The organism is Afipia sp. GAS231 (assembly GCF_900103365.1).
Lineage (GTDB): Bacteria > Pseudomonadota > Alphaproteobacteria > Rhizobiales > Xanthobacteraceae > Bradyrhizobium.
The window spans coordinates 4,863,256-4,888,246 of the sequence record NZ_LT629703.1 but is presented as its reverse complement, the minus strand read 5'-3'; the positions used below and the strand labels follow the sequence as shown (position 1 = coordinate 4,888,246).

24 protein-coding genes are annotated in these 24,991 nt (G+C 59.2%); 9 read left to right on the top strand and 15 right to left on the bottom strand.

Annotated features, from left to right (window positions below; translation table 11 throughout):
• Nucleotides 1–147: 147 nt before the first annotated feature.
• The 3 genes from BLS26_RS23055 to BLS26_RS23045 form a co-directional block, all read right to left on the bottom strand.
• On the bottom strand, nucleotides 148–2,265 hold the full coding sequence (locus tag BLS26_RS23055) for a ParB/RepB/Spo0J family partition protein (RefSeq protein WP_092514854.1): 2,118 nt from the start codon (nucleotides 2,263–2,265) through the stop codon (nucleotides 148–150).
• A gap of 696 nt (nucleotides 2,266–2,961) precedes the next feature.
• Nucleotides 2,962–3,585: a metal-dependent phosphohydrolase gene (locus BLS26_RS23050; RefSeq protein ID WP_092514853.1), complete on the bottom strand. Its 624-nt coding sequence runs from the start codon at nucleotides 3,583–3,585 to the stop codon at nucleotides 2,962–2,964.
• A 126-nt stretch (nucleotides 3,586–3,711) separates the two neighbouring features.
• Nucleotides 3,712–4,587: an MBL fold metallo-hydrolase gene (locus tag BLS26_RS23045; RefSeq protein ID WP_157676556.1), complete on the bottom strand. Its 876-nt coding sequence runs from the start codon at nucleotides 4,585–4,587 to the stop codon at nucleotides 3,712–3,714.
• A gap of 131 nt (nucleotides 4,588–4,718) precedes the next feature.
• Here BLS26_RS23045 and BLS26_RS35915 point away from each other — a divergent pair, with 131 nt between their 5' ends.
• Complete coding sequence (locus tag BLS26_RS35915) at nucleotides 4,719–4,883, top strand: hypothetical protein (protein ID WP_157676555.1); 165 nt, start codon at nucleotides 4,719–4,721, stop codon at nucleotides 4,881–4,883.
• Between the two features lies 1 nt (nucleotide 4,884).
• On the opposite strand, the gene BLS26_RS23040 is transcribed toward BLS26_RS35915, so the two are convergent.
• On the bottom strand, nucleotides 4,885–5,841 hold the full coding sequence (locus BLS26_RS23040; protein WP_092514850.1) for a GlxA family transcriptional regulator: 957 nt from the start codon (nucleotides 5,839–5,841) through the stop codon (nucleotides 4,885–4,887).
• Nucleotides 5,842–6,003: 162 nt separating this feature from the next.
• Between BLS26_RS23040 and BLS26_RS23035 the strand changes: the two genes are divergently transcribed.
• On the top strand, nucleotides 6,004–6,633 hold the full coding sequence (locus tag BLS26_RS23035; protein ID WP_157676554.1) for an HD domain-containing protein: 630 nt from the start codon (nucleotides 6,004–6,006) through the stop codon (nucleotides 6,631–6,633).
• A 673-nt stretch (nucleotides 6,634–7,306) separates the two neighbouring features.
• Nucleotides 7,307–7,570: a hypothetical protein gene (locus tag BLS26_RS23030; protein ID WP_092514846.1), complete on the top strand. Its 264-nt coding sequence runs from the start codon at nucleotides 7,307–7,309 to the stop codon at nucleotides 7,568–7,570.
• Nucleotides 7,571–7,610: 40 nt separating this feature from the next.
• On the opposite strand, the gene BLS26_RS23025 is transcribed toward BLS26_RS23030, so the two are convergent.
• The 8 genes from BLS26_RS23025 to BLS26_RS22990 form a co-directional block, all read right to left on the bottom strand.
• Nucleotides 7,611–7,796: a DUF3606 domain-containing protein gene (locus tag BLS26_RS23025; RefSeq protein ID WP_092514844.1), complete on the bottom strand. Its 186-nt coding sequence runs from the start codon at nucleotides 7,794–7,796 to the stop codon at nucleotides 7,611–7,613.
• A 421-nt stretch (nucleotides 7,797–8,217) separates the two neighbouring features.
• Nucleotides 8,218–8,535 (bottom strand): hypothetical protein, encoded by a 318-nt coding sequence (locus tag BLS26_RS23020; protein ID WP_092514842.1) that lies wholly within the window; start codon nucleotides 8,533–8,535, stop codon nucleotides 8,218–8,220.
• Nucleotides 8,536–8,573: 38 nt separating this feature from the next.
• Complete coding sequence (locus BLS26_RS23015) at nucleotides 8,574–10,724, bottom strand: multicopper oxidase family protein (RefSeq protein WP_092514840.1); 2,151 nt, start codon at nucleotides 10,722–10,724, stop codon at nucleotides 8,574–8,576.
• Nucleotides 10,725–10,855: 131 nt separating this feature from the next.
• A complete protein-coding gene (locus tag BLS26_RS23010; protein ID WP_157676553.1) occupies nucleotides 10,856–11,125 on the bottom strand; it encodes a hypothetical protein in 270 nt (89 codons plus the stop codon).
• Between the two features lie 27 nt (nucleotides 11,126–11,152).
• Entirely contained in the window at nucleotides 11,153–12,511 is a 1,359-nt protein-coding gene (locus BLS26_RS23005) for a hypothetical protein (protein WP_157676552.1), read from the bottom strand.
• Between the two features lie 732 nt (nucleotides 12,512–13,243).
• Nucleotides 13,244–14,110, bottom strand: coding sequence for a L,D-transpeptidase (locus tag BLS26_RS23000; protein ID WP_172804670.1), 867 nt, complete (start codon nucleotides 14,108–14,110; stop codon nucleotides 13,244–13,246).
• A 383-nt stretch (nucleotides 14,111–14,493) separates the two neighbouring features.
• Nucleotides 14,494–15,108, bottom strand: coding sequence for a cell envelope biogenesis protein TolA (locus tag BLS26_RS22995; RefSeq protein ID WP_092514832.1), 615 nt, complete (start codon nucleotides 15,106–15,108; stop codon nucleotides 14,494–14,496).
• A gap of 170 nt (nucleotides 15,109–15,278) precedes the next feature.
• Nucleotides 15,279–16,211: a Ku protein gene (locus BLS26_RS22990; RefSeq protein ID WP_092514830.1), complete on the bottom strand. Its 933-nt coding sequence runs from the start codon at nucleotides 16,209–16,211 to the stop codon at nucleotides 15,279–15,281.
• A gap of 141 nt (nucleotides 16,212–16,352) precedes the next feature.
• Between BLS26_RS22990 and BLS26_RS36890 the strand changes: the two genes are divergently transcribed.
• The 6 genes from BLS26_RS36890 to dinB all read left to right on the top strand — a co-directional run bounded on the left by BLS26_RS36890 (nucleotide 16,353) and on the right by dinB (nucleotide 21,685).
• On the top strand, nucleotides 16,353–16,748 hold the full coding sequence (locus tag BLS26_RS36890; protein ID WP_244541659.1) for a hypothetical protein: 396 nt from the start codon (nucleotides 16,353–16,355) through the stop codon (nucleotides 16,746–16,748).
• Between the two features lie 37 nt (nucleotides 16,749–16,785).
• The gene (locus BLS26_RS22975; RefSeq protein ID WP_092514826.1) at nucleotides 16,786–17,235 is read left to right on the top strand and encodes a hypothetical protein; all 450 of its coding nucleotides are present in this window, start codon (nucleotides 16,786–16,788) and stop codon (nucleotides 17,233–17,235) included.
• A gap of 61 nt (nucleotides 17,236–17,296) precedes the next feature.
• Nucleotides 17,297–19,360, top strand: a complete 2,064-nt coding sequence (locus BLS26_RS22970) for an ATP-dependent helicase (protein WP_092518433.1) — start codon at nucleotides 17,297–17,299, stop codon at nucleotides 19,358–19,360.
• Nucleotides 19,361–19,375: 15 nt separating this feature from the next.
• Nucleotides 19,376–19,801, top strand: a complete 426-nt coding sequence (locus BLS26_RS22965; protein WP_092514824.1) for a thermonuclease family protein — start codon at nucleotides 19,376–19,378, stop codon at nucleotides 19,799–19,801.
• Between the two features lie 55 nt (nucleotides 19,802–19,856).
• Nucleotides 19,857–20,582, top strand: a complete 726-nt coding sequence (locus BLS26_RS22960) for an SOS response-associated peptidase (protein ID WP_092514823.1) — start codon at nucleotides 19,857–19,859, stop codon at nucleotides 20,580–20,582.
• Between the two features lie 65 nt (nucleotides 20,583–20,647).
• On the top strand, nucleotides 20,648–21,685 hold the full coding sequence (gene dinB / locus BLS26_RS22955) for a DNA polymerase IV (protein ID WP_244542025.1): 1,038 nt from the start codon (nucleotides 20,648–20,650) through the stop codon (nucleotides 21,683–21,685).
• 64 nt (nucleotides 21,686–21,749) lie between these two features.
• Here dinB and BLS26_RS22950 read toward each other — a convergent pair whose 3' ends face one another.
• From BLS26_RS22950 to BLS26_RS22940, 3 genes are read right to left on the bottom strand one after another with little or no spacing between them, the layout of a single operon-like run.
• The gene (locus tag BLS26_RS22950; RefSeq protein WP_092514819.1) at nucleotides 21,750–22,442 is read right to left on the bottom strand and encodes a hypothetical protein; all 693 of its coding nucleotides are present in this window, start codon (nucleotides 22,440–22,442) and stop codon (nucleotides 21,750–21,752) included.
• Between the two features lie 7 nt (nucleotides 22,443–22,449).
• Nucleotides 22,450–23,355, bottom strand: a complete 906-nt coding sequence (locus BLS26_RS22945) for a nucleotidyltransferase (protein ID WP_092514818.1) — start codon at nucleotides 23,353–23,355, stop codon at nucleotides 22,450–22,452.
• Between the two features lie 9 nt (nucleotides 23,356–23,364).
• Complete coding sequence (locus tag BLS26_RS22940) at nucleotides 23,365–24,297, bottom strand: patatin-like phospholipase family protein (RefSeq protein WP_092514817.1); 933 nt, start codon at nucleotides 24,295–24,297, stop codon at nucleotides 23,365–23,367.
• Between the last annotated feature and the right edge of the window lie 694 nt (nucleotides 24,298–24,991).

Genomic DNA, 24,991 nt, shown 5'->3' with positions numbered 1-24,991 from the left:
TCGAACCGCCAGGCGCTCTCCTCGGACCGCGACGGCTCAAACCCTTCCCGGCCGGCCTCTTCCTCTCAGGCTTCCCACGAAAAAGGGGACCGGCGCTGCGCGCCGGCCCCCAACGTGCGCGGCAGCCGGAGCCGTCGCGCGATCAAGTCATTCTGCGGCGTCGAGTTGTGGCCGATCGTCGTCGCTGGCGTTGTCTCGATCCTCGTCGTCGGCAAGGAACTCGGGCAACGACGGTCCGGCTGCACCGTCCTGCTCCTGCGCCGACGTAACGTCGACGAGACGAAGCGGCTCCGGCAACCAGCCGGAAGCATCGAGAAGACGCTCGGCCTCCTTGGCCATATCGGCCTTCTTCAGATGGTCGATCAGTTGCGCGGACGTCTCACCTTTTGCTTCCCGAACTGCTTCGAGGATGCGGGGTTTTGTGACGCGGCCAAGATAGTTATCGACGGTTGGTCTCCAACCCGCCTGGACCATGTCGAGTCCGACGGACCGCGCCAGGACATCCGCGTGGTCAAGCCGGGTGCGAACGCCAAGGGCGGAGACACGGCCCTGGTTGTAGCGGTTGGCGGGCTCGTAGAGCGCGTTGACCGCAAATGATGCGCAGTGAGCGAAAAGGCAGGCTTGAGCGGCGCCATCGAGGGCTGTGAGCGCATCCCAAAGATCGTTCTCGCTCTTCGGCAGCCGCGTTTTCCAGGACTCATGCCGCGCTTCAACGGCTTTCGCGGACACGCTCTCCCTAAGTCCAGGGGCTTGAGTGGGAAACGTCGGTGGACGAAGCCCAATCTCAAGACAGCTCCCGGACGATGCGAACCGGTAAAAGGCTGTCAGAACGAAGTTGTGCAGCACCGCCTGGAACGTAATCGCTGGGTTCTCCGCCAGCGCATCCCGCAACGCCAGTGTGCGATGTGCCGTCAGCTCGGTGATGAGCCGATCCGGCAAAGGCTTTGTGACGTCCTCGTCGTCCTCTTCAGGCTCAGTCGGGCTACCTGCGACCGAAATGACCGTGCCGGGCACCGAGGTCGTATCCTCTTGGCCTCCCGTCGATGACGTATCGGCGTCCTGCCCGATTTCTGGCTCGGCCACCGTCACTTCGTCGTCCGGTCGGATATATCCCCGATCTATCGAGAGCCTCCCTTCGGAATCGATGCTGACGAAGACGCCGGCACGGACGACGTCGGCGGGATCGTAGACCAAGGATCGGTCTTCGAAGGCCAGCAGCGCCGCTTCGATCTCACCGAGTCGCTGGTCGACCTCGTCGGGCAACTCGTCCGCATCCTGATGTTCGGCCTCGAGCCCGTCATGCTCGGCGTTGAGCGCATCGATGGTCGTCTGCTCCTCGATCGTGAGATCGATCGGTTTTCCCTCCAATTCTCGCAAGCCCTCGGTGTGGCCATATGGGAAATCCACCGCGACTGAAATCCACTTCCAGCCTTCTGCCGCGATCGTCTCTGCATCGGCCTTTAGCTTCTCAGTGACGAGGCGATCCAGGAGCGCGACGTCCTTCAGCCAGCCGCCGTCGTCATGCTCGAACAGATCGCGCAAGACGGGACCTCCGGCCTGCTGGTACGCATCGATTCCGAAATACTGCGCACGGCGATCGGAGCCACGCACCGTATTTTCGGTGAGCGCGCGGCGGATCTGATATGGCTCGTCATAGCCGGAGCGGCTGACGTTCTGCCAGACTTGCTCCTGGCGGGCGTGATCGGCCGTGACCGAGAACGCCATGAGCTGCTCGAGGGTCATGCCATCTTCGGCATACACCTCGTGCAGCTTCGGTGAGACCGACGCCAGGCGCAGACGCTGCTTGACGATTGTCGCGCTCACGAAATGCCGCGCGGCAATGTCTTCCTCGGTCATGCCGAGATCCCGGAGTGTCTGGAAGGCCCGAAATTGATCAAGCGGATGCAGGCCGACCCGCTCATCGTTCTCCGCCACAGAATCGTCCTCGGCAATTCCTCCGTCACGAACGACGCACGGCACCGCCTGCGTCTTCGACATCCGCTTCTGTTTCACCAGAAGCTCGAGAGCACGATAACGCCTGCCGCCCGCCGGCACCTCGAACATGCCGGTCTCGTTGCCATCTGCATCGGCGACGGCGCGGACACTCAGGCTCTGCAGCAGAGTACGCTGCGCAATGCTTTCGGCTAGCTGCTCGATCGAAACCCCCGCCTTCACGCGCCGGACGTTGGACTGGCTGAGGACGAGCTTGTTGAAGGGAATATCCCGGGAGGGACTGAGTTTGATCTTCTGGACGACACTTGCCATGTCGGATCTCCATGACGGGCGGCCGTGAGACTCTCTCTCGGCCTCCAACCCGTCACGATAGTCCCGGCTCTCCTCTTACTCTGGACGGCTCCGCAGGCAGCCGGCCGCGCATCACGCGATAGCTCCGAGAGAGAGAGACTTCGGCCGAAGCGCAGCGGAGGCAAGAGAGAAGGCAGCCGACGAAGGGGCAGTGATAGCGACGCGGGCATGAAATGACCGCGGGCACCGAGGCGACTGCAGTCGCGAGACCGGTTAATAAGGCACCCGGGCTCGGGGCAGTGATAGCGACGCCGGAATGAAATGACGGCGGGACCCGAGAACGAGTGCCTCCGGCGAGCGACACAGTATTGCGCGGGATCGTTACCGAAAGGCGTGCGCCGTTGTGGCGCGAAGAAGCAGGAGTGCTCGTCAGTGACATGCCGTTGAAGGTCTTGCCGTCAACACCCGGCGTCAGTGCTCCCTGGTTCACGAGAGCCCGGTGCGCGTCAGCGAACGTGCCCGAAAGCAGGACCTGAACCAAAAACGATTCCGCTCACAACCGGACGGCTTGCCTGGTCCCATCGTAAGTATTCGGCCGAGGTCTTGCTCATTTATGACTGCCAGCAACACGCGACTCTCTAAGCAGCAACCAATCTCGCAGGTTCACAGCCCTTCTTCCTCTCTCGATGCCTGCTGTCTGTCTGATACCTGTTGAGCTCACTCTTCGAACGGCGCCATGTTGAGCACCGTCGAAGAGTCCGGCATCACAAGCGGCGCGCGGTTGTGCTCGATCATCGTGCATATATGATGGAAGTGCGGATACGGTTGCTTGGTATCCAGCTCGCGGTTAAGGGCCTTGTTAAAGTCGCGCTTGAAATGCAGCCTCGGGTAACGCCGAACGATCTCGGCGACGTCAGCCGGATCGAGCCCCGCATCGGCAACGCCGACGACGTCGTACAGCAGCCCGAGTTCCATGATGCGGCTGGTGTCGTCCCGGAATAGATTCACGTCCCACGTATGCAACGCGATGTTGTCCCAGACTTTCTGGGCTCGATCACTCGACACGCCCTTTTCGACCAGGAACTTGCGTGCCGCGCCGGCCCCCTCGATTTCGAAACGATGCGGTCCCGGCGCATGAGCAGTGAGGCCAAGATCGTGGAGCACCGACGACAGGAACATCAGCTCGCTGTCGACCTTCGTGCCGTGCTTCTGCGCAAAAAGCTCGCTGAACCAATAGCAGCGCATGACGTGGTTGAAGAGCATGTCGTTGGACACCGAACGCGCGAGCTCCTCGGCTTGACGGGCAATGCTGCTATCGGGAACTTTGATGTCAGAGATCATGCTGGATTCCTGAAGGTGCTAGAAACAATGGAGCGTCGGCGCAGGAGACGAAATCCAATTGCTGTTCCTGCGCGACGCTTACGAGCAGGGCTCAGTGAGAAGACCCAGACTCAAGACGTCCACATTTCAGGCGCCGGGCCGTTTGAAGAATGCATCTGCCGACATAACGAGTATCGTAGCATTCGTGTAGCCCGGATATTTGTCGCGCATCCTGGAAACAACCTCTTCGGCCGTCGCTGATGATGCGGTCACCTGAGCAAAGTCGCGTATATACGCCTCCGTTCCGTCCAGGATGGCTTCTGCCTCATCGCTGACCCCGGGCTTCTTATGCCCGGCGATTACTGTTTTTGGCTTAAGCGCTCTGAGCGCGCCCACGCTTTCGATCCAGCGTTTCCATTCCTCCGGGCCAGAGAGGCCAAGCATGAGGTGGTTCGAGTTGTAAGCGACGTCACCTGCGACAACCATTTTGAGGGTGGGAATCCACACCACCGTACTGGGCGCAATGTCTCCTTGGCCGACATTAACAACGCGAAGTTGCTCGCCCTCGAGATCAATCACGTCCGACGCAAGCGGTTCGGGAAAAGAGGTCGGCTTGGCGATATCGACGCTCATGATTTTTTCGAACTGTGCCAGGTCTTGCGGGCGATTTGCACGAATATGGTCGACCACACCTGGCGCGGCCATAACCCGGGCAGCCGGAAAACGGGACAACAAGCGATCCATACCAAAATAGTGATCTGGGTGCCCGTGCGTGATCAAAATGCTCGTCAGCCGTTGACCATGTCGTGCGATACTGTCAGCGAGAGCGTCAACGTCTTCTGTTGCGATGAGTGTATCGATGAGGACGGCTTCCGCTTCTCCACATATGAGGGTCGCTGTCGTCGGCGAAAACGTTGCTCCTGGAGGCCCCTTTAGCGGGTGCGCGGAGCTGACGAAGACATAAGCTTGCAACCTCGATCGGCCCGGTTTGCCAAGAGCTGGCTGCTGCAGAATACTGTTCATAATCATCCTTTTAGGCGAACGATCGTCGCTGCCAGTCTGTTCGTGAAGGCGAGCTCCCTCGCGGAGATAGTCCGATTAGGCTAGATCAAGCGGTTCGGAGCTGAAATGACGTTTATGCAGTGAATTCGGACATGGGGCAGCAAATCCGTGGAGCGCTCGATGAATGGTTGCTTCTTCGCTGCAATGTTCGGATGGAGCAGGAGTTCTCGACCATCTGCGGCTACTCGGTCGTGCTCTCACCTTCAGAAGGCGAATGCCTCATATCCATCGCGACCATTGAGGCTGGCGACGGGTAGATCACGCCATTCGAGATACTTTGTTCTCGTCCCGAGCTATGCGCCTGGCGGCCCGTGGCGGATATCCGAATGCTCTGATAAAGGCTTGCCGCATTCGTTCTGGATCGGAAAAACCGACCGATCGCGATATGTCCTTGAGGGAGGCGGCGCCTTCTTCGATGAGAGGCTTGGCCGCTTCAGCCCGTAGGCGTTCGATAGCCTTCGCGGGTGTTTGGCCCGTTTCAGCGACGAAAGCTCGACTGAACTGGCGCGAGCTCAATCCTACGACCTCTGCGAGCCGATCCACGGATAGATCCTCGTTCAAATGATCTCGCGCATATTGCAGGACAGATCCCACCCGTTCGGTCGGAGCGGCCATCTCAAGAAGAGCGGAGAACTGCGTCTGGCCGCCCGGTCGACGATGATAGACCACCATGTCCTGAGCGACCCGTCTCGCGACTGCGGTGCCTACATCTTCTTCGATCAGCGCCAACGCCAAATCTATTCCCGCGGCTATTCCAGCAGAAGTCCAAACGCACCCGTCCTTGATGAAGATCTTGTCAGGCTTGACGATGACCTTTGGGAATTCGGCCTGTAACCGTGGAGCATGCCGCCAATGTGTGGTGGCACGCTTGCCATCAAGAAGTCCAGCGGCGGCCAGTCCGAAGGCTCCCGTGCAGATACTTGCTACGCGGCGCGAGTGAAGCGCCATCGTGGCGATCGTGCCGGGGTCAGCCGGAAAGCCGATATCCAACACTTCGACGCCGACGACGATAAGCGTATCCCGAGCCTTTTGGGGGGCATCAGAGGTAATGGAAACGCCGCAGCTTGCCCTTACCGACGCCCCCACATCCGAAACCACGACTGCGGTATAGGTGCCTGGCGAATGTGCCTCGGCGAAGCGAAAAGCCGTCAATGGCCCGCTGAGGTCGAGCAGTTGAACGCCGTCCGAAACATAGAATTCGATAAGCCTGCTCATGTCTGGAATCGTGGCTTAAATGTCATTTACGACAGGACGTTGTTAGCTGAGAAAGACCATGTGGACAAGCGGAAGGAAATCGCGTGTTCGGATCACGCATTCCGGTTCGGAATCGGAGTGTTTTCTGCGTCAGTCGTGGCGCATCGGCAAAGGAGCGTCGCTATGCGCATGGCAGGAATTGAAGTGATCGATTCAGCGTTGACCAAACAAAGCATCGACCTCGCTCGTACTCACTTATCTCCGTATCTTTTCAATCACGTCATTCGCTCATGGCTGATGTCAACGCTCGCCGCTTCCAACTTCCCGGTCAAGCCGGACCCCGAGGTGCTCGCTTGCGCGACGATCCTCCATGATCTCGGCTTAACAGAGAAGTACGAAGCCAATGAGCGCTTTGAGGTGGATGGTGCCAACGCTGCTCGAGCCTTTTTGCGCGGGCACGGCATGAAGGAACGTGATCTCCAGCTTGTTTGGGATTCTATCGCGCTTCATACAACGCCCTCGATCGCCATCCACAAGGAACCTGAAGTCGTCTGTTGCTTGGCAGGAATTGGCGCTGACATCATTGGGTTCGGACTAGAGCGGTTCAAGCCCGAAGATGTCGAACGCATCAACCAGGCCTATCCGCGGCTCAGCATCAAAGAGCGGTTCAAGGACGACATGTGTGGGATCGTCAAACGCAAGCCCCACTGTGCTCATGGTGGCATCGCGGCCGATTTCGGGGCGCGGTACGTTCCGGGGTTCAAACCGGTATCGGCCGCAGATTTGGTTGCGAATGCACCCTATCCCGAATGAGATGTCGGACGACCGCGGTAGGGATTGCCCATTTTATCCCGTTATCGGATCGGTTAAGTGGTGTCTCTCGTCAAGGAGTTCGTTAATTCGCCGCGGCTGCACCACGCAGTTTCTCTAGGTTCGCCTGATCGAGACGCTTGGCTGCAGCGCACGGCAAAACCCAGCCTGCACTCGTACTCTCAGCCTCTTGCGCGATCTGCCTAGGGCCGCAGGCCCCGATCAGGCGTGCGCTAGCGGCGCATCGCCTTAACTAGAAATGGCACCCGCAGGAGCGTGAGCATAGCGACGCCGAAGGCGGCACGCGGGACCGAGTGCAGCGACGAGACCGGTTAAGAGGGCACCCGGGAACGGGGCAGTGATAGCGACGCCGGCATACTTCATGACGGCGGGCCCCTTTCCCGAGTGCCCCCGGCGAGGAGCTCCGCAGCTTTTGCGCGAGGGATCGAAGCCGCACGGCCGAGACGCCGCGCGGCTCGGTTCACGAGAGCCCGGTCCGGCACTTGCCGGACGCGCACAAACGGAAATGAAGCGCTAGCTGGGCCTTGGATTTCCTCGCGGGTTCGTGGGCGGTAGCACTCCAAACCCTGAGCTCCCGCCGTTGCGAATCCCAGCCATGTGTTATCGGCCGGAACGAATGGCGGACAAAACGATTCGCCGTTCAGGAGCCATTTCCATGCTGATGACAAGTGAACGAAGGCCGGCGATACGGACGATGCGCGGATGGGCGATTGACGTGCTTCAGAACGCTGGCGCCATCCGCGAGTGCGAGGAGCACGGTTGGATGCAGGACCGCGCCGATCCGCATGCACGTGAGCGGGCCTTCGATATCGCCCGTAGAGACCCGCCAGCAGGCGTCTCCCCTGATGCAGCGGCGGCCGAGGTTCGCGACGTGCTGAACTCGATCGGTGATACCTGCCCGGAATGTCCTCCTGATTAGAAGGACCGGCGCCGAGCCGATGCCAACCTAGTCCTCTAACTCAGCGGCCTAGCCGTTTCTCCACGCGCTTGCGCGCGTTGCCGACCTTTTTGACGGCCTTTTTCACCGCCGATGCGGACTTTCCGGTCTTCTTCGCCTCGTACCGCACTTCGTAGTCCTGCCCGCAAGCCACCCGCACCCGGTCCTGTTTTCGCCCGCGCGCCGTCGTCTTATTCGCTACCGCCATGGGTGCCTCCTGTTGTGACATAGAAGCAACGCGACAGGGATTCGTAGCAAGGCCACTTTAGAGATCAGCTCTCAGATTCAGAGTATGCAGGCCAGTACATAGGAATCCGTGATCGCCATAAAGGATATCAGCGAGCCATCGTCCGGACTGCCGAAATTGCATCGGCAATAACTCTCTATTGAGCAACAGAGCGCAGCGATTACGCGTTCGCTTTTCGCGTAGTGCCATCAGGGACGCCGATCGCAACTCACGAGCGGCATCCCTCAATGCCTGACGGCGCTCTCGACGAGGAATGTTGCGGAGCCTGCAATCTGCGCGGGTATTGGGGTGCGATGCCGGCTTCCGCGCCGTCATCGACACAGATAGCCGACTACAGAGAAATTTGAATGCTTATCTCTGAGAATTGCGATAACCGGTGAGGTCAAGGCAATTGACGAAAGGTGCCATGAAACTGATCGAAGGTCAGATCAGAAGCAGTTATATTCGTAACGATGGTGTTTCGGACATAATCCTCAATATGAACGACTGTTGTTTTGTCCGATTCTTGCCATGTGACGAGAAAAATTCCGTCTGTGATTGCCTCGACCTTGATGGTTACGGTTTCCGATCCGACTTTATTGCCCGATTGATCAAGATTGTAATAGGTCAGCGAGGTCTCGGACGCGAAATCAAGTTCGACCCGGAAGGCTTGAAAATCGACGAAATACCGATGTCCCACTCCCGGAAACGCGTTGCTCATAAACTTCTCCCATCTCTTGCGGCCAAGTTGCGGCGCCTTTAACGATGCATCTCGTGCGTCATCGTTCCGTTTGACGTGGTCTTCATTCCAGCCATTCCCAACCCGCCGCCAGGCGCCGAGGCGTCGGGAACGATCAGCACGTTGACCATCATGCCGCTGTCCTCGTGATCAAGAATATGACAGTGCATGACATATTCACCGATGTAGCGGTCGTACGTCGTCCTAATGTGCACCTCGTAGTCGTTCTGGACGAAGATCGTATCTTTGAACGTGTGCCACATGTTGCAGTATTGGTTTTCAAGGCCAACGCCGTCCGGAGGCACAAGGCATTTTCCATCAGGACCAAAAATGCTCTGTCCATTATGTGTCACGTCCATAATCTCAAACGGGTTGACATGGATGTGAAAAATATGGGGCTCTCCTTGCGAACTTAAAATCCAATCTTCCGTGGTATTGACCTGCATCGTGAAATCCTTGTCGATGCGATCCGGATCGTATTGTTTGCCATTGATGTAAAAGCCGAACGTCTTCGGATTATTGGGGTCGAGGAGTCCTATGAAGAACTTTGCGGTACGCGGGTTGCCCGAATTCGACGCCGGACCTTCCTCCGGCATTCCGCGCCAAGGCGAAAGGTCGCCGCGCAAAAGCCCATCAAGAGCAGCTTTCGGCAATTTCGCATCGCTTTTGTTTCCGTCATAAATCGTTTGGCGGACGAACGTCTCCAAATCACCGGCGACAGGATTTCCGCCAGATACGACAATCGTCGCGAGGAGCTGGGTTTCATTCGGTCCCTGTCCGCCGGCACCTGCACTGGCACGCTCCGCAGGCGTCGCCGCTTGGTTCAGCACGCAATAGGTACCGGCGTGCGGGAATGCCACGAGGACGTCACTTCGATAGCCGGGTTGCAGGAAATTGGTCCCGATGCCGCCACTTTGACTCTTCTGACTCACCCCGATTGATCTGATCGCCGAGCGCGTCAGCCCGTCCGCGGCGATTTCAAACTGTGGTACCAGCACTGCCGGATTGCCGTCTGGGACCAGGGTTGGGCATAGCTGCTTGACCTTGGCCGCTTGTTCTTTCGCAGTCCCCGTCACAATTCCCCGGAGCGCCAGCGCCGCCATCGGTGCGTCGGCGACCATGGGGACGATTTGCACATTCACCGTGTCGTGAATTCCCGCGTGAATGAAGCGCCATCGTTGCACTTCGCCGGCAGGAACTTGAAGAGTCGGTTGCACCACGCCATTGATGCTAGTGAACCGACCGCTCGTATCCCACACTGTCGGGGACGCAAGCTGATTGTCAAAATCGTCTACCACGCCTGTTTGATTTGCCTCACACTTCCAAGTGCCGTCTGCGTTTTGATTTATCTGTCCGGGCGCGTTGAAGCAGGCGTAGGGGATCTGTTGTAGCAGCAGAATGTGCTCCGGCATGCGCTTGCCCGAGGCGTCGTGCAGGATCGTGTCGATGTCGCCGGGGGCTGATCCTAGGTAGGGACGATCGCCGCGAATGATGATGGCCCCTGAAGCGCCGCTGGCGACGCCGATCGCGGTCGATTCATGGCGGTGAGGATGATACCAAAAAGTGCCGGAGGGATGATCCTCCGGAATATTGACCTCGTATTCATATTTTGTGTGTGGCGCGATATTGATCAACACATTGTCGCTATTTCCGGTCGGCGACACGTGAAGACCGTGAAAGTGCATATTGAGCGTGTTGAAACATCCCGGATTGGAGGCACAAGAGGGATCGTTCGGATCAAGTAAATTTGTCAGGACGATACGCAATGTGTTTCCGGGCTTCGCTTCGATGACCGGCCCAGTCAGGCAACCGCCAAACGATCGCAGCGAAACGTGATCCATGTAGCCACTAGGATTTCCAGGATTCCGTATCTGATTGGGTTTGAGTTCCAAAGCCCAATTAAGGCGCACAAGATTGCCATCATGTTTGACCGTGCCGGTCGCCCAGCACTCGGTCGCGTCCCCTGCCGGTTTTACCGACAATACGGTCGTAGCTTGTCTCTCCTCAGCCAGTTTCGGCGGATCGACATAGGGCTGCGGCGTTAGTTGTTGCGCGACGACTGATACCGGCCCGATCAAGACAAAGCCGAAGACAAAGATACCTGCGAGTATTTTTCGTTCAATTCGCGAGGCAACGGTGATTAAGCGATGAAGTTCGGCAAAAATATTCATCCGTTGCCTCCCAAATGCGTCGCCAATTGAAAATGCTTCCAGTTCCTGTGATTTCGTCGCTCGACGACAGGCGCCCGTGCGGCACTGACTCGCGCCATAGTTTTTGGAGGTGCACCGTCTCCTTCAGCGATTTACTGGAAGCCGTCCGTCATCCACTGAGCGTACAGATCAAGATTCTGTTGGCTCCAGCGTCCGCCCGCATCGGGCGGCATCTGCGGCTTCTCGGTCCCGGTGAGACGCGCGTAGACGTGCCGCGCATGTGCGTGATCTGCAAAACTCGCATCACCCGTCACGTCCGACATAAACGCATAGTCGTTAATCGGATAATGTTGGTTTTTCATGCAAACGATGTCGTGAGGTCGAAAGAGCGGCAGAATTTGTATCGCAAACTGAACGGGCATTTCGAACTTCCTCATCACAAAGGTAACTCAGGGCACCGAGTTTTGAATGGCCCAAACGAAATCCGTTTTAGTCAAGCCTCCGAATATGCTTTGGTCAGAGAGGTCAAACCATCCATTGGGCAAATAGGTCAACGGATAAAGGTTAGGCGCGGTCGAACTGATTGGCATTCGCGCGCTTGCGTGGCACGACATGCAATTGGAGTCGATGCCATCGGCTTGTGCCGTTTCCAGGTACGGGTTGAAGCAGACGATCGGCTTCCCGCTACGATCCGTCGAAGGGGTTACGGCCGCGTCCGACACGCACATCGCATAGTTCCGATAGGGTCCTTTGACGTGATTTGCATCGGGCATATCTGACAAACTGCCTGGTGAAGCGTTCGGTGGATCTTGACCGTTTTCCCAATAGAACGTCGCCCACGTCCAGTTCGCGATCTCCTTTGTGGTTACGTGCATGGCGACGAGGACCTGATAGTCGCCGGCTGCAAGCGCTGCGGCCCCCGTTAGATTCGAGAGCTTATTAATTTCGTCTGCCTGCGCTGCATCCAATTGCACCCAGTAAAACGAGTTTATTGGAACAATAGGCGCCTGAATCTGAAGAGCGTTGCAGGTCACGGACGCGGTCCCCGTCCGACTATTTGTTGGGTCGACGGCAACACAGTTCTTCCACGTATCTGGCGTCGGGCCGTCGGGGATGCTGCTTTCGTTGACCCCCGCCCAAACAGGAATCGGTGTTAGGCCTGTCGCATGAACCGTCAGAAATACGATTTTTAGGTTTGTTGCCGCGGCGGGAAAATCGATAATCTTTCTGTCGGCGACGGAAGTGTTGGCCTGGCTAAACGCATCGTTAAGACGGATAAAATCGGATTTGCTTGTGTAAGAATACGTTTGGCCAGATGCTGCGGGCGTTTCGTGCGGCTGGCGAAGGAAGCTAACCGCATCCGGGTTCATTTTTACGCCAGCAAGCAACGTCACGGCTGGCGATGGATTCGGCCCTGCGGCCATCGGGCGTACCGTCCGGGCTGCACCGTGCTCAAATTGCCGCGGTCGGGTCAGAGGTAGCAAAATCCTGGGGCGCTGCCCCGCCGATGCGATTTGGACAGGAGGAGCAAAGGCTTCCTGCTCCGACAGCCAAGTTTCCCAAATGGGCAACACCTTCCCCTGAAAGCTCTGGGTAGAATCCGCGGTTAGGCCCGACCAAAGGGTCCAAGCGTGCTGGCGGAGAGTATTCGTATCGCCCGCAGCAACTGCCGCATCTAATACACTGCTTGGCGTTGGAAATTGCGAGGAGGGCAGCTTAATTGGCTCTGGTACAATACTTTGCGCTTGAGCCTGCTGTACGATTAAAAGGGAAACGCCTACCGCGAAGAAAAACTTCGTAACGCGCATGGCCGTCCTCCGCTGGCAACCCTAGGTTTACATGGTTGTATTGTATATTGTACACTCTTTCAAGCTGCAACGCTGAACGCGAGCTAAGGGCTTCCCGCTGGGGCTCGGTCGAAAAATGGAGAATGGCGACTTCTCCAATGGACGTCGGACGGATACTTCCTTTGACACGGCGCCAAGCCGTAGTACGGCTCCATTTCCAGATCCACCAGTAGGCTGAAGCCGGATCGCATTGGCGTTTTCAAAGGTGAAAGGCACGGTCCAGCCTACCAATGACGCTCCGCGGTAGGAGGACCTGTCGGACGATACCGTACTCCGGTGAAGGATGGATCGGATCTTGCGGCACCATCGCGCGCACCGGTCGCAGCGAACCTAGGAATGGCCGCTTTGCGCCGATTGTGTTGAAAAAGTCCTTTTTCGCGATGACTGAAAATTCTCAGGACCGCCGGTGCGTTTTGCTCGCCGCGATGTGAGGGGCCATATCAAATACCGCAAAACCGACTGCCGACGCTCGTATCGATTCTACATACCTCGCTACGGCTGGAATCGCCAAAAATGCTTCATTCGCGAGATTTTCGAAGCCCCACGATTTTCGAGTTTTTCAACACAATCCGCCAATAGCGGACCAAATTCCGCTTCGCAGCAATCGGACGCTGAGGGCCAGAAGCTGACTTGGAAGCGACGACTTGAATTGCCTCCTTGTCCTCAGTTGCAAACCGAGGACGGTAGACTGAGCTACTGGATCTCGGCGATCTTCGGTCCAGACGACAGCATCTGCGGGTTCGTTGCCGAGGGCCGGTTCGACGGCGATGCCGGGTCCGGCGATCGGACAGCGGCGTCGGGCGGCACTCCCTGAGACGGCCTGCGGGCCGCAGCTGCCGGAAGCACGATCACTTTTGCTCCGACTTTCACCCGCTCATAGAGGTCCACGACGTCCTCATTGGTCAGCCGGATACAGCCGGACGACACCCGCTTGCCGATCGTATCGGGCTTGTTGGTGCCGTGAATTCTATATTCGGTTTCGCCCAGATACATCGCCCGCGCGCCGAGCGGGTTGCCGGGACCGCCTGCCATGAACCGCGGCAGATAAGGCTGACGCGAGACCATCTCAGCAGGCGGATGCCAATCCGGCCATTCTGCTTTGCGAGCCACAGTCTGCTCACCGGACCATGCGAAACCTTCGCGGCCGACACCGATGCCGTAGCGCATCGCTTGCGCGTCGTTCAGAACGAGATAGAGGAACGTGTTCTTGGTATCGATGATCACGGTGCCCGGCGCCTGGCGGCTCGTGTAGTCAACCACCTGCCGAACAAGTGCTCCGGGCCCGTCAGCGGCTGTTGGTGGTTCGACCGGAGGCGCGGGGGCCGGAATCGGAGCCGGAGCCGGAGCCGGCGCTGACGCATGAACCGGAGTTGCCACGTATACCGGAGTTGACGATGCCAGAGCCTGGGGTGCGGACGGTTTCCGTACCAGTTGCACGCTCGCCGGGCGAGACAGCCAACCGTACCCCAACGCGGCGACGGCCACGACGCCAATCGCAACTCTCGCGGCCATTGGGAGTGCGAACGTCTTCGCCTTTCCACGTTTGGTCCGCTTCCTCATATCTTTCCCCAGGTCACCATGCCCAAAAGAGGTACCCAGTAAAATTTAAGAAACTTCGAAGCGATTCCGCTCAGACTGGAACCGTTGGCGATGGTTAACGCGGACTCTTGTTCGACACTATAAAAGTTGGGGGTACCGCTTGATATTTAGCCAGCGACGTGGACAACGCGCATCGCGGAACGAGCGAGGTCTGAATCGCCCGGCGGAGCGGACACGCCCCCACTCTTTCGTTAACGGCGGCTTTCGGTCAATCGCTACACGAGCGACGGAGCGGCAATCAGGTATGCCGCCGAAAGCGGAAGCAGAGCGTAAGCTGCTCCGCCATAGGCCAATGCGGGTTGATGGCGCTGCTCGTGGGTGCCGCCGAGGGGAAGAACCGTTGACTAACCCCGCGCGCGCTGCAGCGTAGCTTCCAGTCGTTCCTTCTCCTTATCCCAGCGGGCTTTTTCGGCTTGCGATCTCTTCTTGAGCGCCTCAACCTCGGCCTGGATGGCGGCGGCCCGCTTCGCGTGCTCCTGCTCGGCCTTTTCCAACGCAGCCTGCGCCTTGTCGACGGCCTGCTGCCGGCGTTCACGGTCCTTCTGCCTGGCGGCCTCTTCGCTCGCCCGTTCACGCTCGCGCCGCTTCTGCTCCTTTTCGAAGGCGACAGCGGCCTTTCGTTCCGCAGCCTTGTCGACGGGGCGAGAGGAAGGCTGCTTCGCCTTTGCGCCTTTCGACTTGCGGACGGCTTTCGTTGGTCCTCCGCCGCCAAGATCGGTGGGCAGCTGGGCATGTTCGCTGAAAGGTCGGTCCGTTCCAACCGGGCGCCTGAGAACGACGCCAGGCTTTGCCATGGTCGCCGCGATAACGCCCGGATCGTGGCTCTCCTTTGCAGCACCCTGGTGAAAGAGATTACTGTCCGCGCCCCAGGCTTCAAGAGCCGCCTTCATCGAAGGGGCGGCCATCGCCAGATCGAAGAAGCCCAGCGAGGTCTGGTAGGTCTTCAGTTTTCTCGCCATGAGACGCTTCCCCGCACCGCCCACTGACCGCTGCCATGCGATCAGCCGTGCTGTCTACCTCACGAGCAGAGAACTTCCAAAGCGGGCGCGCAGAGCGGCCGGTCAGGAAAATATCTCGACACATCCGGCTTCTTGGAGCGAGCCTCCCGTGAACCCACAGGAATGATACCTTAAGCCGACTTCCGCTGCGGTTTTGCTGCCGGCTTCTTTGCCACCGCCTCCTTTGCCGGTTTCTTGCCGGTAATCGGCATCAGCATCTCCTTCTGCCCGGCCGCCGCCTTGCGCGCCTTCTTGGCTGGCTTCTTCGGCGCCTCTGTCGCTGTCGCCGCGCCTCCTCCGATGCTCTTGCGCAGCGCGTCCATCAGATCCACCACGTTCTCGCCGCGGGGACGCGCTTTCGCGGTGATGGGTTTGCCGGCGCGCTTCTGGTTGATGAGATCGAGAAGGGCTGTTTCGTACTGGTCTTCGAACTTATCCGGCTCGAAGTGCCCCGCCTTCTGGTTGACGATGTGTCTGGCGAGATCGAGCATGTCCTTGGTGACTTTGACATCCTGGATGTCGTCGAAGTATTCGTCCGCAGAACGCACCTCGTAAGGATAGCGCAGCAGCGTCCCCATTAGGCCCTTGTCCATGGGCTCAAGGGCGATGATGTGCTCACGGTTGGTCAGCACCACCCGTCCGATGGCGACCTTGTTCATCTCACGGATGGTTTCGCGGACGACGGCGAAGGCGTCGTGCCCCACCTTTCCGTCCGGCACCAGGTAGTAGGGACGGATCAGATACCTCGGGTCGATCTCGCTGCGGTCGACGAACTCGTCGATCTCGATGGTTCGCGTCGATTCCAGCGCAACGTTCTCAAGCTCCTCCTTCGTCACCTCGATGAAGGTGTCGGTGTCGACCTTGTAGCCCTTGACGATGTCCTCGTTGGCGACTTCCTCGCCGGTGTCGGCATCGACCTTGGCGTATTTGATCCGATGGCCGGTCTTCCGGTTGAGCTGGTTGAAGGAGACCTTTTCGGAATCCGACGTGGCCGGATAGAGCGCAACCGGACAGGTGACGAGGGAAAGACGCAGGAAGCCTTTCCAGTTGGCGCGGGGGGCCATGCGGGGGAACTCCATTGATGCCGGATTCAAGACGAATGGCCCGGCTTGGTTCCGACACCGCGACCTTTCCAACAGGAGGATTTTTTCACGGAGCGGGCTCGATCGGACTCGACTTTTGTTCTCTTTATGTTCTAATTCGGAATGAATGACCGACCCGCGAGCTGGCGCATGCCGACCCCAAAACAGATGGAAAAGCTGGCGGCTGAAGCCGCCCGCAGGCCGGGCCCCCCGGCTGCGGCTCCGGATGCGCCCCTCCCGGCGGAATATTGGGAATCGGTCCTCAAAGACCCTCGCGCCGATGCGACCGGGGCCCAGATGCGGCGGCGACGTCTTTCCGAGATTACGCGCCACGTGCTGCGCATCTCCTGCCGTCGCTGCGAGCGGACCGTGGAAATCCAGACCGCCGATGCAGTCCGATTGTATGGCGGCAACGCGGTCTGGAAGGACGTCGCGCAACGACTGCTCGACAACACCTGCCAGCAGCGCACCGGAAGACATGAAGAAGACGGGTGCTGGCCGGGATTTGACATGACCTAGCCTGCCCCCCGAGTTTGGTCTGCGCTTGGATGTCCGGATGGCGCCAAAACACCACCCCACGCCGTTGTCAGGCGGAGACCGAAAGGCTCTGACGAAGGAATTGGGGAAAGCACGCGCGATGACCGGCATTCTGGCTGCGCAATCAGCGGAGATGCGAGCCAAAGGCGCTGCGCTGATCCAGCAGGCCGACAGGTTGCTCTGCGAAAGCTGGAACGAGCGAATGTGGAGCGATGGCGAACCGATCGACCCTTCGCCAACAATTGACCAGGCTATCAACGGCGGCTTTCCCTGGCTGGAAATCCAGTGTTCGCGCTGCAAGACCCCGAACGATGTCGATTTGGCAGCCCTCAAGCACCCGCCGACCACCTTTGTGCACGATCTTGCAAGCCGTCTGCGCTGCCGCAAGTGCGCCAAGGCCGGGCGGCGCCCCTCCGCGACCTTGCTCCAACTTGGTTGGCAGCCGCGTCACCCTCGAGCGGAGGTCTAGGTTGCGATCACGGCAGGAATCATTGACCGTCGTTTATTCCAACCATGAACGGACGCCCAAGGTGCAGACGGCAACCACCTACCTCGAAGCCCTCAATCCTGAGCAGCGGTGTGCGGTCGAGCACGGCCCCGCGGGAGGATTGGCGGCGCCGCCGCTGCTGGTGATCGCAGGAGCGGGGTCCGGAAAGACTAACACCCTCGCCCATCGGGTCGCTCATCTGATCGTTCAGGGCGCTGACCCCCGCCGGATCCTGCTGATGACGTTTTCACGGCGTGCCGCGTCCGAGATGATCAAGCGGGTCGAGAGGATCGCGCGCAAGGTGTTGGGTGACAACGCCGGGATCATGACCGACGCGCTGACCTGGGCCGGCACTTACCACGGCATCGGCGCCCGGCTGCTGCGCGAGTATGCCGAACAGATCGGCCTGGACCCAGCCTTCACGATTCACGACCGCGAAGACTCCGCCGACCTCATGAACCTGGTCCGGCATGAAAAGGGATTCTCCAAGACCGAAAGTCGCTTCCCAACCAAAGGCACCTGCCTTTCCATCTATTCGCGCTGCGTCAATGCCGAGATGCCGATCGAGAAGGTCATCGGTACCTCTTATCCATGGTGCGCCGGATGGGCGGCGGAGCTGAAGGAACTGTTCGCGGCCTATGTCGAAGCCAAGCAGAAGCAGAACGTTCTCGATTACGACGATCTCCTGCTCTACTGGGCGCAGATGGTCGGCGACGCCGGCCTCGCCGATGATATCGGCGGGCGCTTCGACCACGTCCTGGTCGACGAGTATCAGGACACGAACCGCCTGCAGTCCTCGATCCTGCTGGCGCTCAAGCCTGGGGGCCGCGGCCTGACGGTCGTCGGCGACGACGCCCAATCGATCTACTCGTTCCGCGCCGCGACCGTGCGCAACATCCTCGACTTTCCCGACCAGTTCTCGCCGCCCGCGAGCATCATCACGCTCGACCGCAATTATCGCTCGACGCAGACAATTCTAGCCGCCGCCAACGGCGTCATCGGTCTCGCCAAGGAGCGTTTTACCAAGAACCTCTGGACCGATCGGACGTCCGGAGCCAAGCCGCAACTCGTCACCGTCCGCGACGAGGCCGACCAGGCCCGCTTTATCGTCGAGCGCATCCTGGAGAACCGCGAGTCCGGTACGCTCCTCAAGGAGCAAGCCATTCTGTTCCGGACGTCCAGCCACAGCGGTCCGCTTGAAATCGAACTGACGCGTCGGAACATCCCGTTCGTGAAGTTCGGCGGACTGAAATTTCTCGACGCGGCTCACATCAAGGACATGTTGGCGTTGCTGCGGTTCGTCGAAAATCCGCGCGACCGCGTCGCAGGATTCCGTCTGCTACATCTGTTGCCCGGCATCGGTTCCGCAACCGCTCAGCGCGTGCTCGACCGCATGGCGGAGGCCGCCGACCCGATCACGGCGCTCGCGGACGTACCGACGCCGCCGCGCGCCGGCGATGACTGGAAGGGCTTCGTCGAGACCGTGGGCAACCTCCGATATTCGGAATGGCCTGTCGATCTGGAACGGGCTCGCTTGTGGTACGAACCGCATCTCGACCGCATTCACGAAGACGCCGAGACCCGGCGTGCGGACCTCCTCCAACTCGAGCAGATCGCCTCCGGATATCCTTCGCGCGAACGGTTCCTGACCGAGCTCACGCTGGATCCGCCGGACGCGACCAGCGACCAGGCCGGCGTGCCGCTGCTCGACGAGGATTATCTGATCCTGTCGACGATCCACTCCGCCAAAGGCCAGGAGTGGAAGTCCGTCTATCTACTCAACGTCGTTGATGGATGCATGCCGTCTGACCTCGGTGCGGGGACCTCGGCCGAGATCGAGGAGGAACGCCGACTGCTTTACGTCGCCATGACCCGCGCCAAGGACGACCTTCATCTGGTGGTGCCGCAGCGGTTCTTCGTCCATGGTCAGCAGGCACAAGGCGATCGCCATCTCTATCCCTCCAGGACGCGCTTCATTCCCGAAAAGCTGCTGGGTCTGTTCGAGCGGACTTCCTGGCCGATTGTGCCTGCCGGTACTGCGGCGCGCACCCCCGGCCAGGGGCCGAAGGTGGATATAGGTGCCCGCATGCGGGGAATGTGGCGGTAGCCGGGAGAGACCGAAATGCGATTACTCGCCGCAATGGTCGCCGCATTTGTTTGTTCGCCAGCGATAGCGGCGGACTACCTGGGAAAGGTTCTAGCCGTGTCGGACGGAGACACCTTCACCATGGAAGCCGATGGCGCCAAGGTACGCGTGAGGATCTGCGGAATCGACGCACCCGAACGCGGGCAAGCTGGTTACGGACAGGCCGCCGGCGTTCTGTCGCGCATGATCGAGGGCAAGACGGTCCATTGCCTGCAAGTGGGTGAAGGCACCGTCTGCGACGGGCGGTCCCGACCTACCAGCCGAGACCGCATCGTGGCACAGTGCTTCCTCGACAAGGTCGACATCGCGGAACAGATGACTAGGTCCGGCACCGCGTGCGACTGGCCCAAATTCTCCGGCGGCAGGTACAAGATCAGCGACACCACCTGCTCGCGCAAATAGCATTCGACGCCGTTCAAAGGCCGTTCGTGCGGCCGCCAAAGCAGACGAGACAGCCGTGTGCAATCTTTACTCGATCACCACCAACCAGGCCGCCATCATCGCACTGTTTCGGGTGATCAACCGGTATGTCGGCAATCTGGCGCCGATGCCGGGCGTATTTCCCGATTACCAGGCACCGATCGTGCGCAACGGACCTGGCGGCCGCGAACTCGCCACGGCGCGGTGGGGCATGCCATCGTCATCAAAGGCGTTGATGGACGCCACCAAGAAGCGAGCCGAAAAGCTGCAAGCCAAGGGTAAGGCGGTCGACTTCACGCAATTGCTCCGGATGGAGCCGGACGGTGGCACGACGAACATCCGCAACGTGAAGAGCAAACACTGGACGCGATGGCTGGGAGCCGAAAACCGCTGCGTGGTGCCGTTCAACTCCTTCAGCGAATTCAACAAGGTCGAAGGCGGCGACATCTGGTTCGCGCTCGATGAGACCCGCCCCCTCGCCTGCTTTGCCGGCATCTGGACTAACTGGACCTCCGTCCGGAAGGTCAAGGAAGGCGAGACTAACAACGACCTTTACGCGTTCCTCACGACGGAGCCGAACGCCGAGGTCGGCGGCATCCACCCCAAGGCGATGCCTGTGATCTTGACGACGCCGGACGAAGTCGAGACCTGGATGACGGCCCCTCCGGACGAGGTCTTGAAGCTGCAGCGGCCGCTTCCTGACGGATTGCTCAAAATCGTCGCCCGCGGCGCCAAGGAAGATCCAGCCGGGCAGACAACGTGACCGTCGAGGACGATGACGACGAGGCAGATACCCCGGCCCGCCAGCGCAAGATCATCCACGTCGACATGGACGCATTCTACGCGTCCGTCGAGCAACGGGATAATCCGGATCTCCGCGGCAAGCCGGTCGCCGTCGGCGGATCCCGCGAGCGCGGCGTCGTGGCGGCAGCCAGCTATGAAGCGAGGAAGTTCGGGGTGCGGTCGGCCATGCCGTCCGTCACGGCAAAACGGCAATGCCACGATCTCATCTTCGTCAAGCCGCGCTTCGAGGTCTACAAGGCGGTCTCCCAGCAGATCCGTGAGATCTTCGCAGAGCACACACCGATCATCGAGCCACTGTCGCTGGACGAGGCCTACCTCGACGTGACCGAAAATCTGCAAGGCATTCCGCTGGCACGGGACGTGGCGTTGGCGATCCGTGCCAAGATCAAGCAGGAGACCGGCCTCAATGCTTCGGCCGGCATCTCCTACAACAAGTTTCTGGCGAAGCTCGCCTCTGACCACCGCAAGCCGAACGGCCAGTACGTCATCACGCCGGAGACGGGACCGGCGTTCGTCGAAGCCCTCCCCGTCGGCAAGTTTCATGGAATCGGGCCGGCGACCGGCGCCAAGATGAACGCCCTCGGCCTCTACACCGGCCTCGACGTGCGCAACCAGTCCCTCGAATTCATGCAAGCCAATTTCGGCAAGGCCGGAAGCTACTACTATTGGATCTCGCGGGGCGTCGACAATCGTGAGGTCCGCGCCGACCGGATCCGAAAATCCGTCGGCGCCGAAAACACGTTCTCCACTGACCTCACCGACTTCGACGCCATGGTCGTCGAACTCGAGCCGCTCATCGACAAAGTCTGGCGACATTGCGAAGAAAAGGGCTCGCGGGGCCGGACAGTAACGCTGAAGGTCAAATTTGCAGACTTCGAGATTATGACACGCAGCAGGTCTGTCCCCGCCGCCGTGTCGAGCAGAAGCGATCTGGAGCGCTTGGTCATCAGCCTGCTCGAGAGCGAAACGCCTCTTCCAAGACCGGTGCGGCTCTTAGGTATCTCACTCTCATCGCTACAAACGGAAGATGGCGCGGAGCCACAGCTGGATCTACCAATCTAAAACCGTGCGGATTACCACTTTGTTTCGCTGTTTCAGCTCGTCGCCCGTCCTAAAAGTCTCCTAGTCATATGGGTTCGCAACGGAAGTCTTCCGGGATCGGCTTCCCTTCCTCTAGTCGCTTTTCGCGTGTCTCTCCAACCTTCACCCCTTCGTTCAGGACGTAGAGCAGGGAGACCGCACCGTTAATCCGTCCTCCCAAGTCGAAGCGGCTCTCGGAATCCATATAATGCCCGGCTACGGCGTTGAGGACGGCTGTTATTGACAACAGCGCCGTTTTCACTTTCAGCCTGCTCGCATCCGCTAGCGGCGTGGTCGGCTGGTCGAGCGCTAGCAACAGGTCGCTGTGAGCTATGCGTCGGTTTCGCCAGTCACGGCAAAATGCGGTTTCCGCTAGGGCGTCCGCGACGAGTTGCGTCACTTGAGCTTTCAGCGTTGCATCGCTTATCAACGCCGGAAGTGCCTGAATGCTTAAGTTCTGTCTTCCAGCGCGGCCAGTCTTTGGCGGGTCAGTAAGACGAGAGATGCGAAGCAGCGCCAGCTCCCACAACTCGTCTTGAATCATGTGAAAGAAGGCTGGAGCCGCGCGATTGAGCAGGTCGATGCGCTCGGGCTTGCTGCCGAACAGCTCGACGTACTCTTTCCAGTACACATGCACGAGCGCGACCGATTGCCAGAGCGCAGAGTACAACACGCCAAGTGGCTCGCCCATTACAGCTACATTCGCGGCTTTTGCCTCGTCCGCCGTCTGGCTGCCCATCAGAAGCCTACTTCCAATAGAGCCAGAGCTTCTGAGTTTCCGCCAAGAAGTCGAGATAGCCCTGGATGGGCCACGAGGTGTGGCTGTTGTCGCGAATGAGCGGATGGATGCCGTTGGCGCACATGAGGTCGCCGGCATCTGGCGGACTGTTGAGCCAACCCCAGCACTTATTGACCGTGTTGACGTAGCTCACGCCGAACTCGCTTACCGGCACGTTGTACAGCATGCCTTCGATGAAATAGGACGGGGCGACGCCGCTCTTTATCTTCCCGTCTCGAATCAGCCGATTGCGCATGTTCTTGAAGATACGCACGGTCGGCTTGAGCCATTCGCCCGTCGCCTGATGCTTCCGAGTCATGTTCTCGGAATGGTGCTTCGGGTAGTTGACGATTTCAGTCCCGTTGGTCGTGATGAACAGGACACCCTCGACACACTCATTGTCCTGTTCGCTGTAGTAGTGGGAATATTTCTTGTGCGGTGCCACCAGCAGAATATCGGAGCTGCGCCGATTGCCGTTGGCCTTCAGGCGCGGAGCCTTCTTGCCCGAGGTGTCAAGGTCGCCCCCATACTGTTTATCGAGCCACGCGATTACGTCGGTCCGAAACGATTTCAAGGTGTATTCCGCAGGCGTGGGGTACACAGACTTGAATGCCGTCTTTTCCGGTCCCGAGAGCGCGTCGATGTTGTAATGGAACAGGCCTCTAGTGCGCAGTACTATATCGACGTCACTATCCGCGCCGTAGACGTTCGTATCGTTGCCGTACGACCCTTGCAGGAACGAGTCGACGCGCCGGTTCGAATAGGGCGCGTCCTTGTGTTCGATGACGGCCTTAATCGACTGATACGTTGCTGCAGACTGCGCGGCGGCGCCGATGTGCGTCCACGTCTCAAGTTGACTTTCAGGAATTGCCACGCGACTCTCCTATAAAATCTTCGTCAATGCAGGTTCATATTCACGAAACGATTGCCGCCCTCGCTGCCAGAGCTGGTCCAGCTTCTTCAGGTCATGCTCGAACAGATCCGTCGCCATCTCGGGCTCGGTGTACCGGGTGCTTATCCGAACGGTGTCTATGTCTTGAAAGAGAATGTCCCTGAGCTGGTTCATCGACTGCGTGTTGATTTCGAGGACCCGTTGCAGCAGCCGAACCGTGAAGAGATATCCAATCCAGCGCATCGCGCTGAACACGCTCTTTTTCGGCGGGGGATATTCGCCAACGCCGACGCTCACCACGCGTATTTGCTTGCGGTCGAACTTCAGCGCGTTCGTCGCGTCCGCGATCGCATACAGCGTCGGATTGTTCGCGCAATAGCCGCCGTCGATGAGGACAATTGACTCGCCGGCGCTCGTCGTGACGGTCTTCTTTTTGAAGAACGGATAAGCCGAACAAGACGCCTGAACCGCATCCGCTATCTTGCAGCCGAACCCCGGCACAAAATTCGGTTTGTCCCTGTGCGCTTGGTCGACGGAGGTCTTGAAAATCATCGGCGTCTCGAACGCCCATCGGGTCGACACGATGCCGACGTTGGTCTTTGTCGCCGTGAAGTCTTGGTCCTTGAACACATTCACGGCCAGAACTTCGAGCGCTGCCGTCTTGTGGCCCGGCAGCCAATACTTCATGACCTCCACGACGTGCGTCTTATAGAGTTCTAGAATCTCATCGACCGGATGCCCGAGCGCAATTAAGGCCGCGATGATAGAGCCCGTACTGGTGCCGTAAATCAAATCGAACCGCTGGTGCAGCGGACCGACCATCCCCTCGATGCCTTTTAGGACCCCCAGCGTGTAGAATCCTTTTGCACCCCCGCCATCGAGGCTGAGGATGCGGCACACCTTGGGTTCTTCTGTTTCCGCCATTACCCGCCCGTTGCGTTAGGCCGACTCGGCACCTGCAACGGGAACTATACCTGTTCCCGGTACGTTCTTGGGAACATTTCCGCGTCTCCTCGCTATTCACAACCCTGCTTCCGGACTCTGGACGCCCTGAGCCTCTGTTATTGTTCGGTCAGGGGCACCCTTCCCTCACAATTCCCCAGCTCGCGGCACCGACCGAGGCGGCGCTCGCTTGATGAAGGGATTCTCGCCCTTCAGCTGGCACACGCAATCTCAAGCGGCCTCTTTCCCGCCGATCGCCGCTCATTCCGCGATTGAGCTCTTAGTACGCTTCCATTTGGCCGTCGCACCTGCATGTGTCAGCGGAATCGTGAGCCGAAGGGTTCGCCCGTGATTCGAAAGGATGCAAGCCAATCCGGTACAGCAAGAAGCCGCGCCGTAGGCATTGGGAGATAATGAACGTCAGCAAAATTCCTTACGCCAGAGGAAGTGAGTGACCGGTATAGAGGCGAGGTCAGCGTAGGAAGGCTACGAAACTGGCGGGCGCGCAGCTTTTTGGAAGATCATTCCCGGCGCGGGGCGAAGAGCACGATGTCTGGATGCGCGCGCCATGGGATGAAGCGGTGGCATTGCAAAAAATCCTTGACCGATGACTCACTCATTGAAGTGTGTCGCGGCGCCGACAAAGAGGACACACCCGGATGATAACATGCGTCAT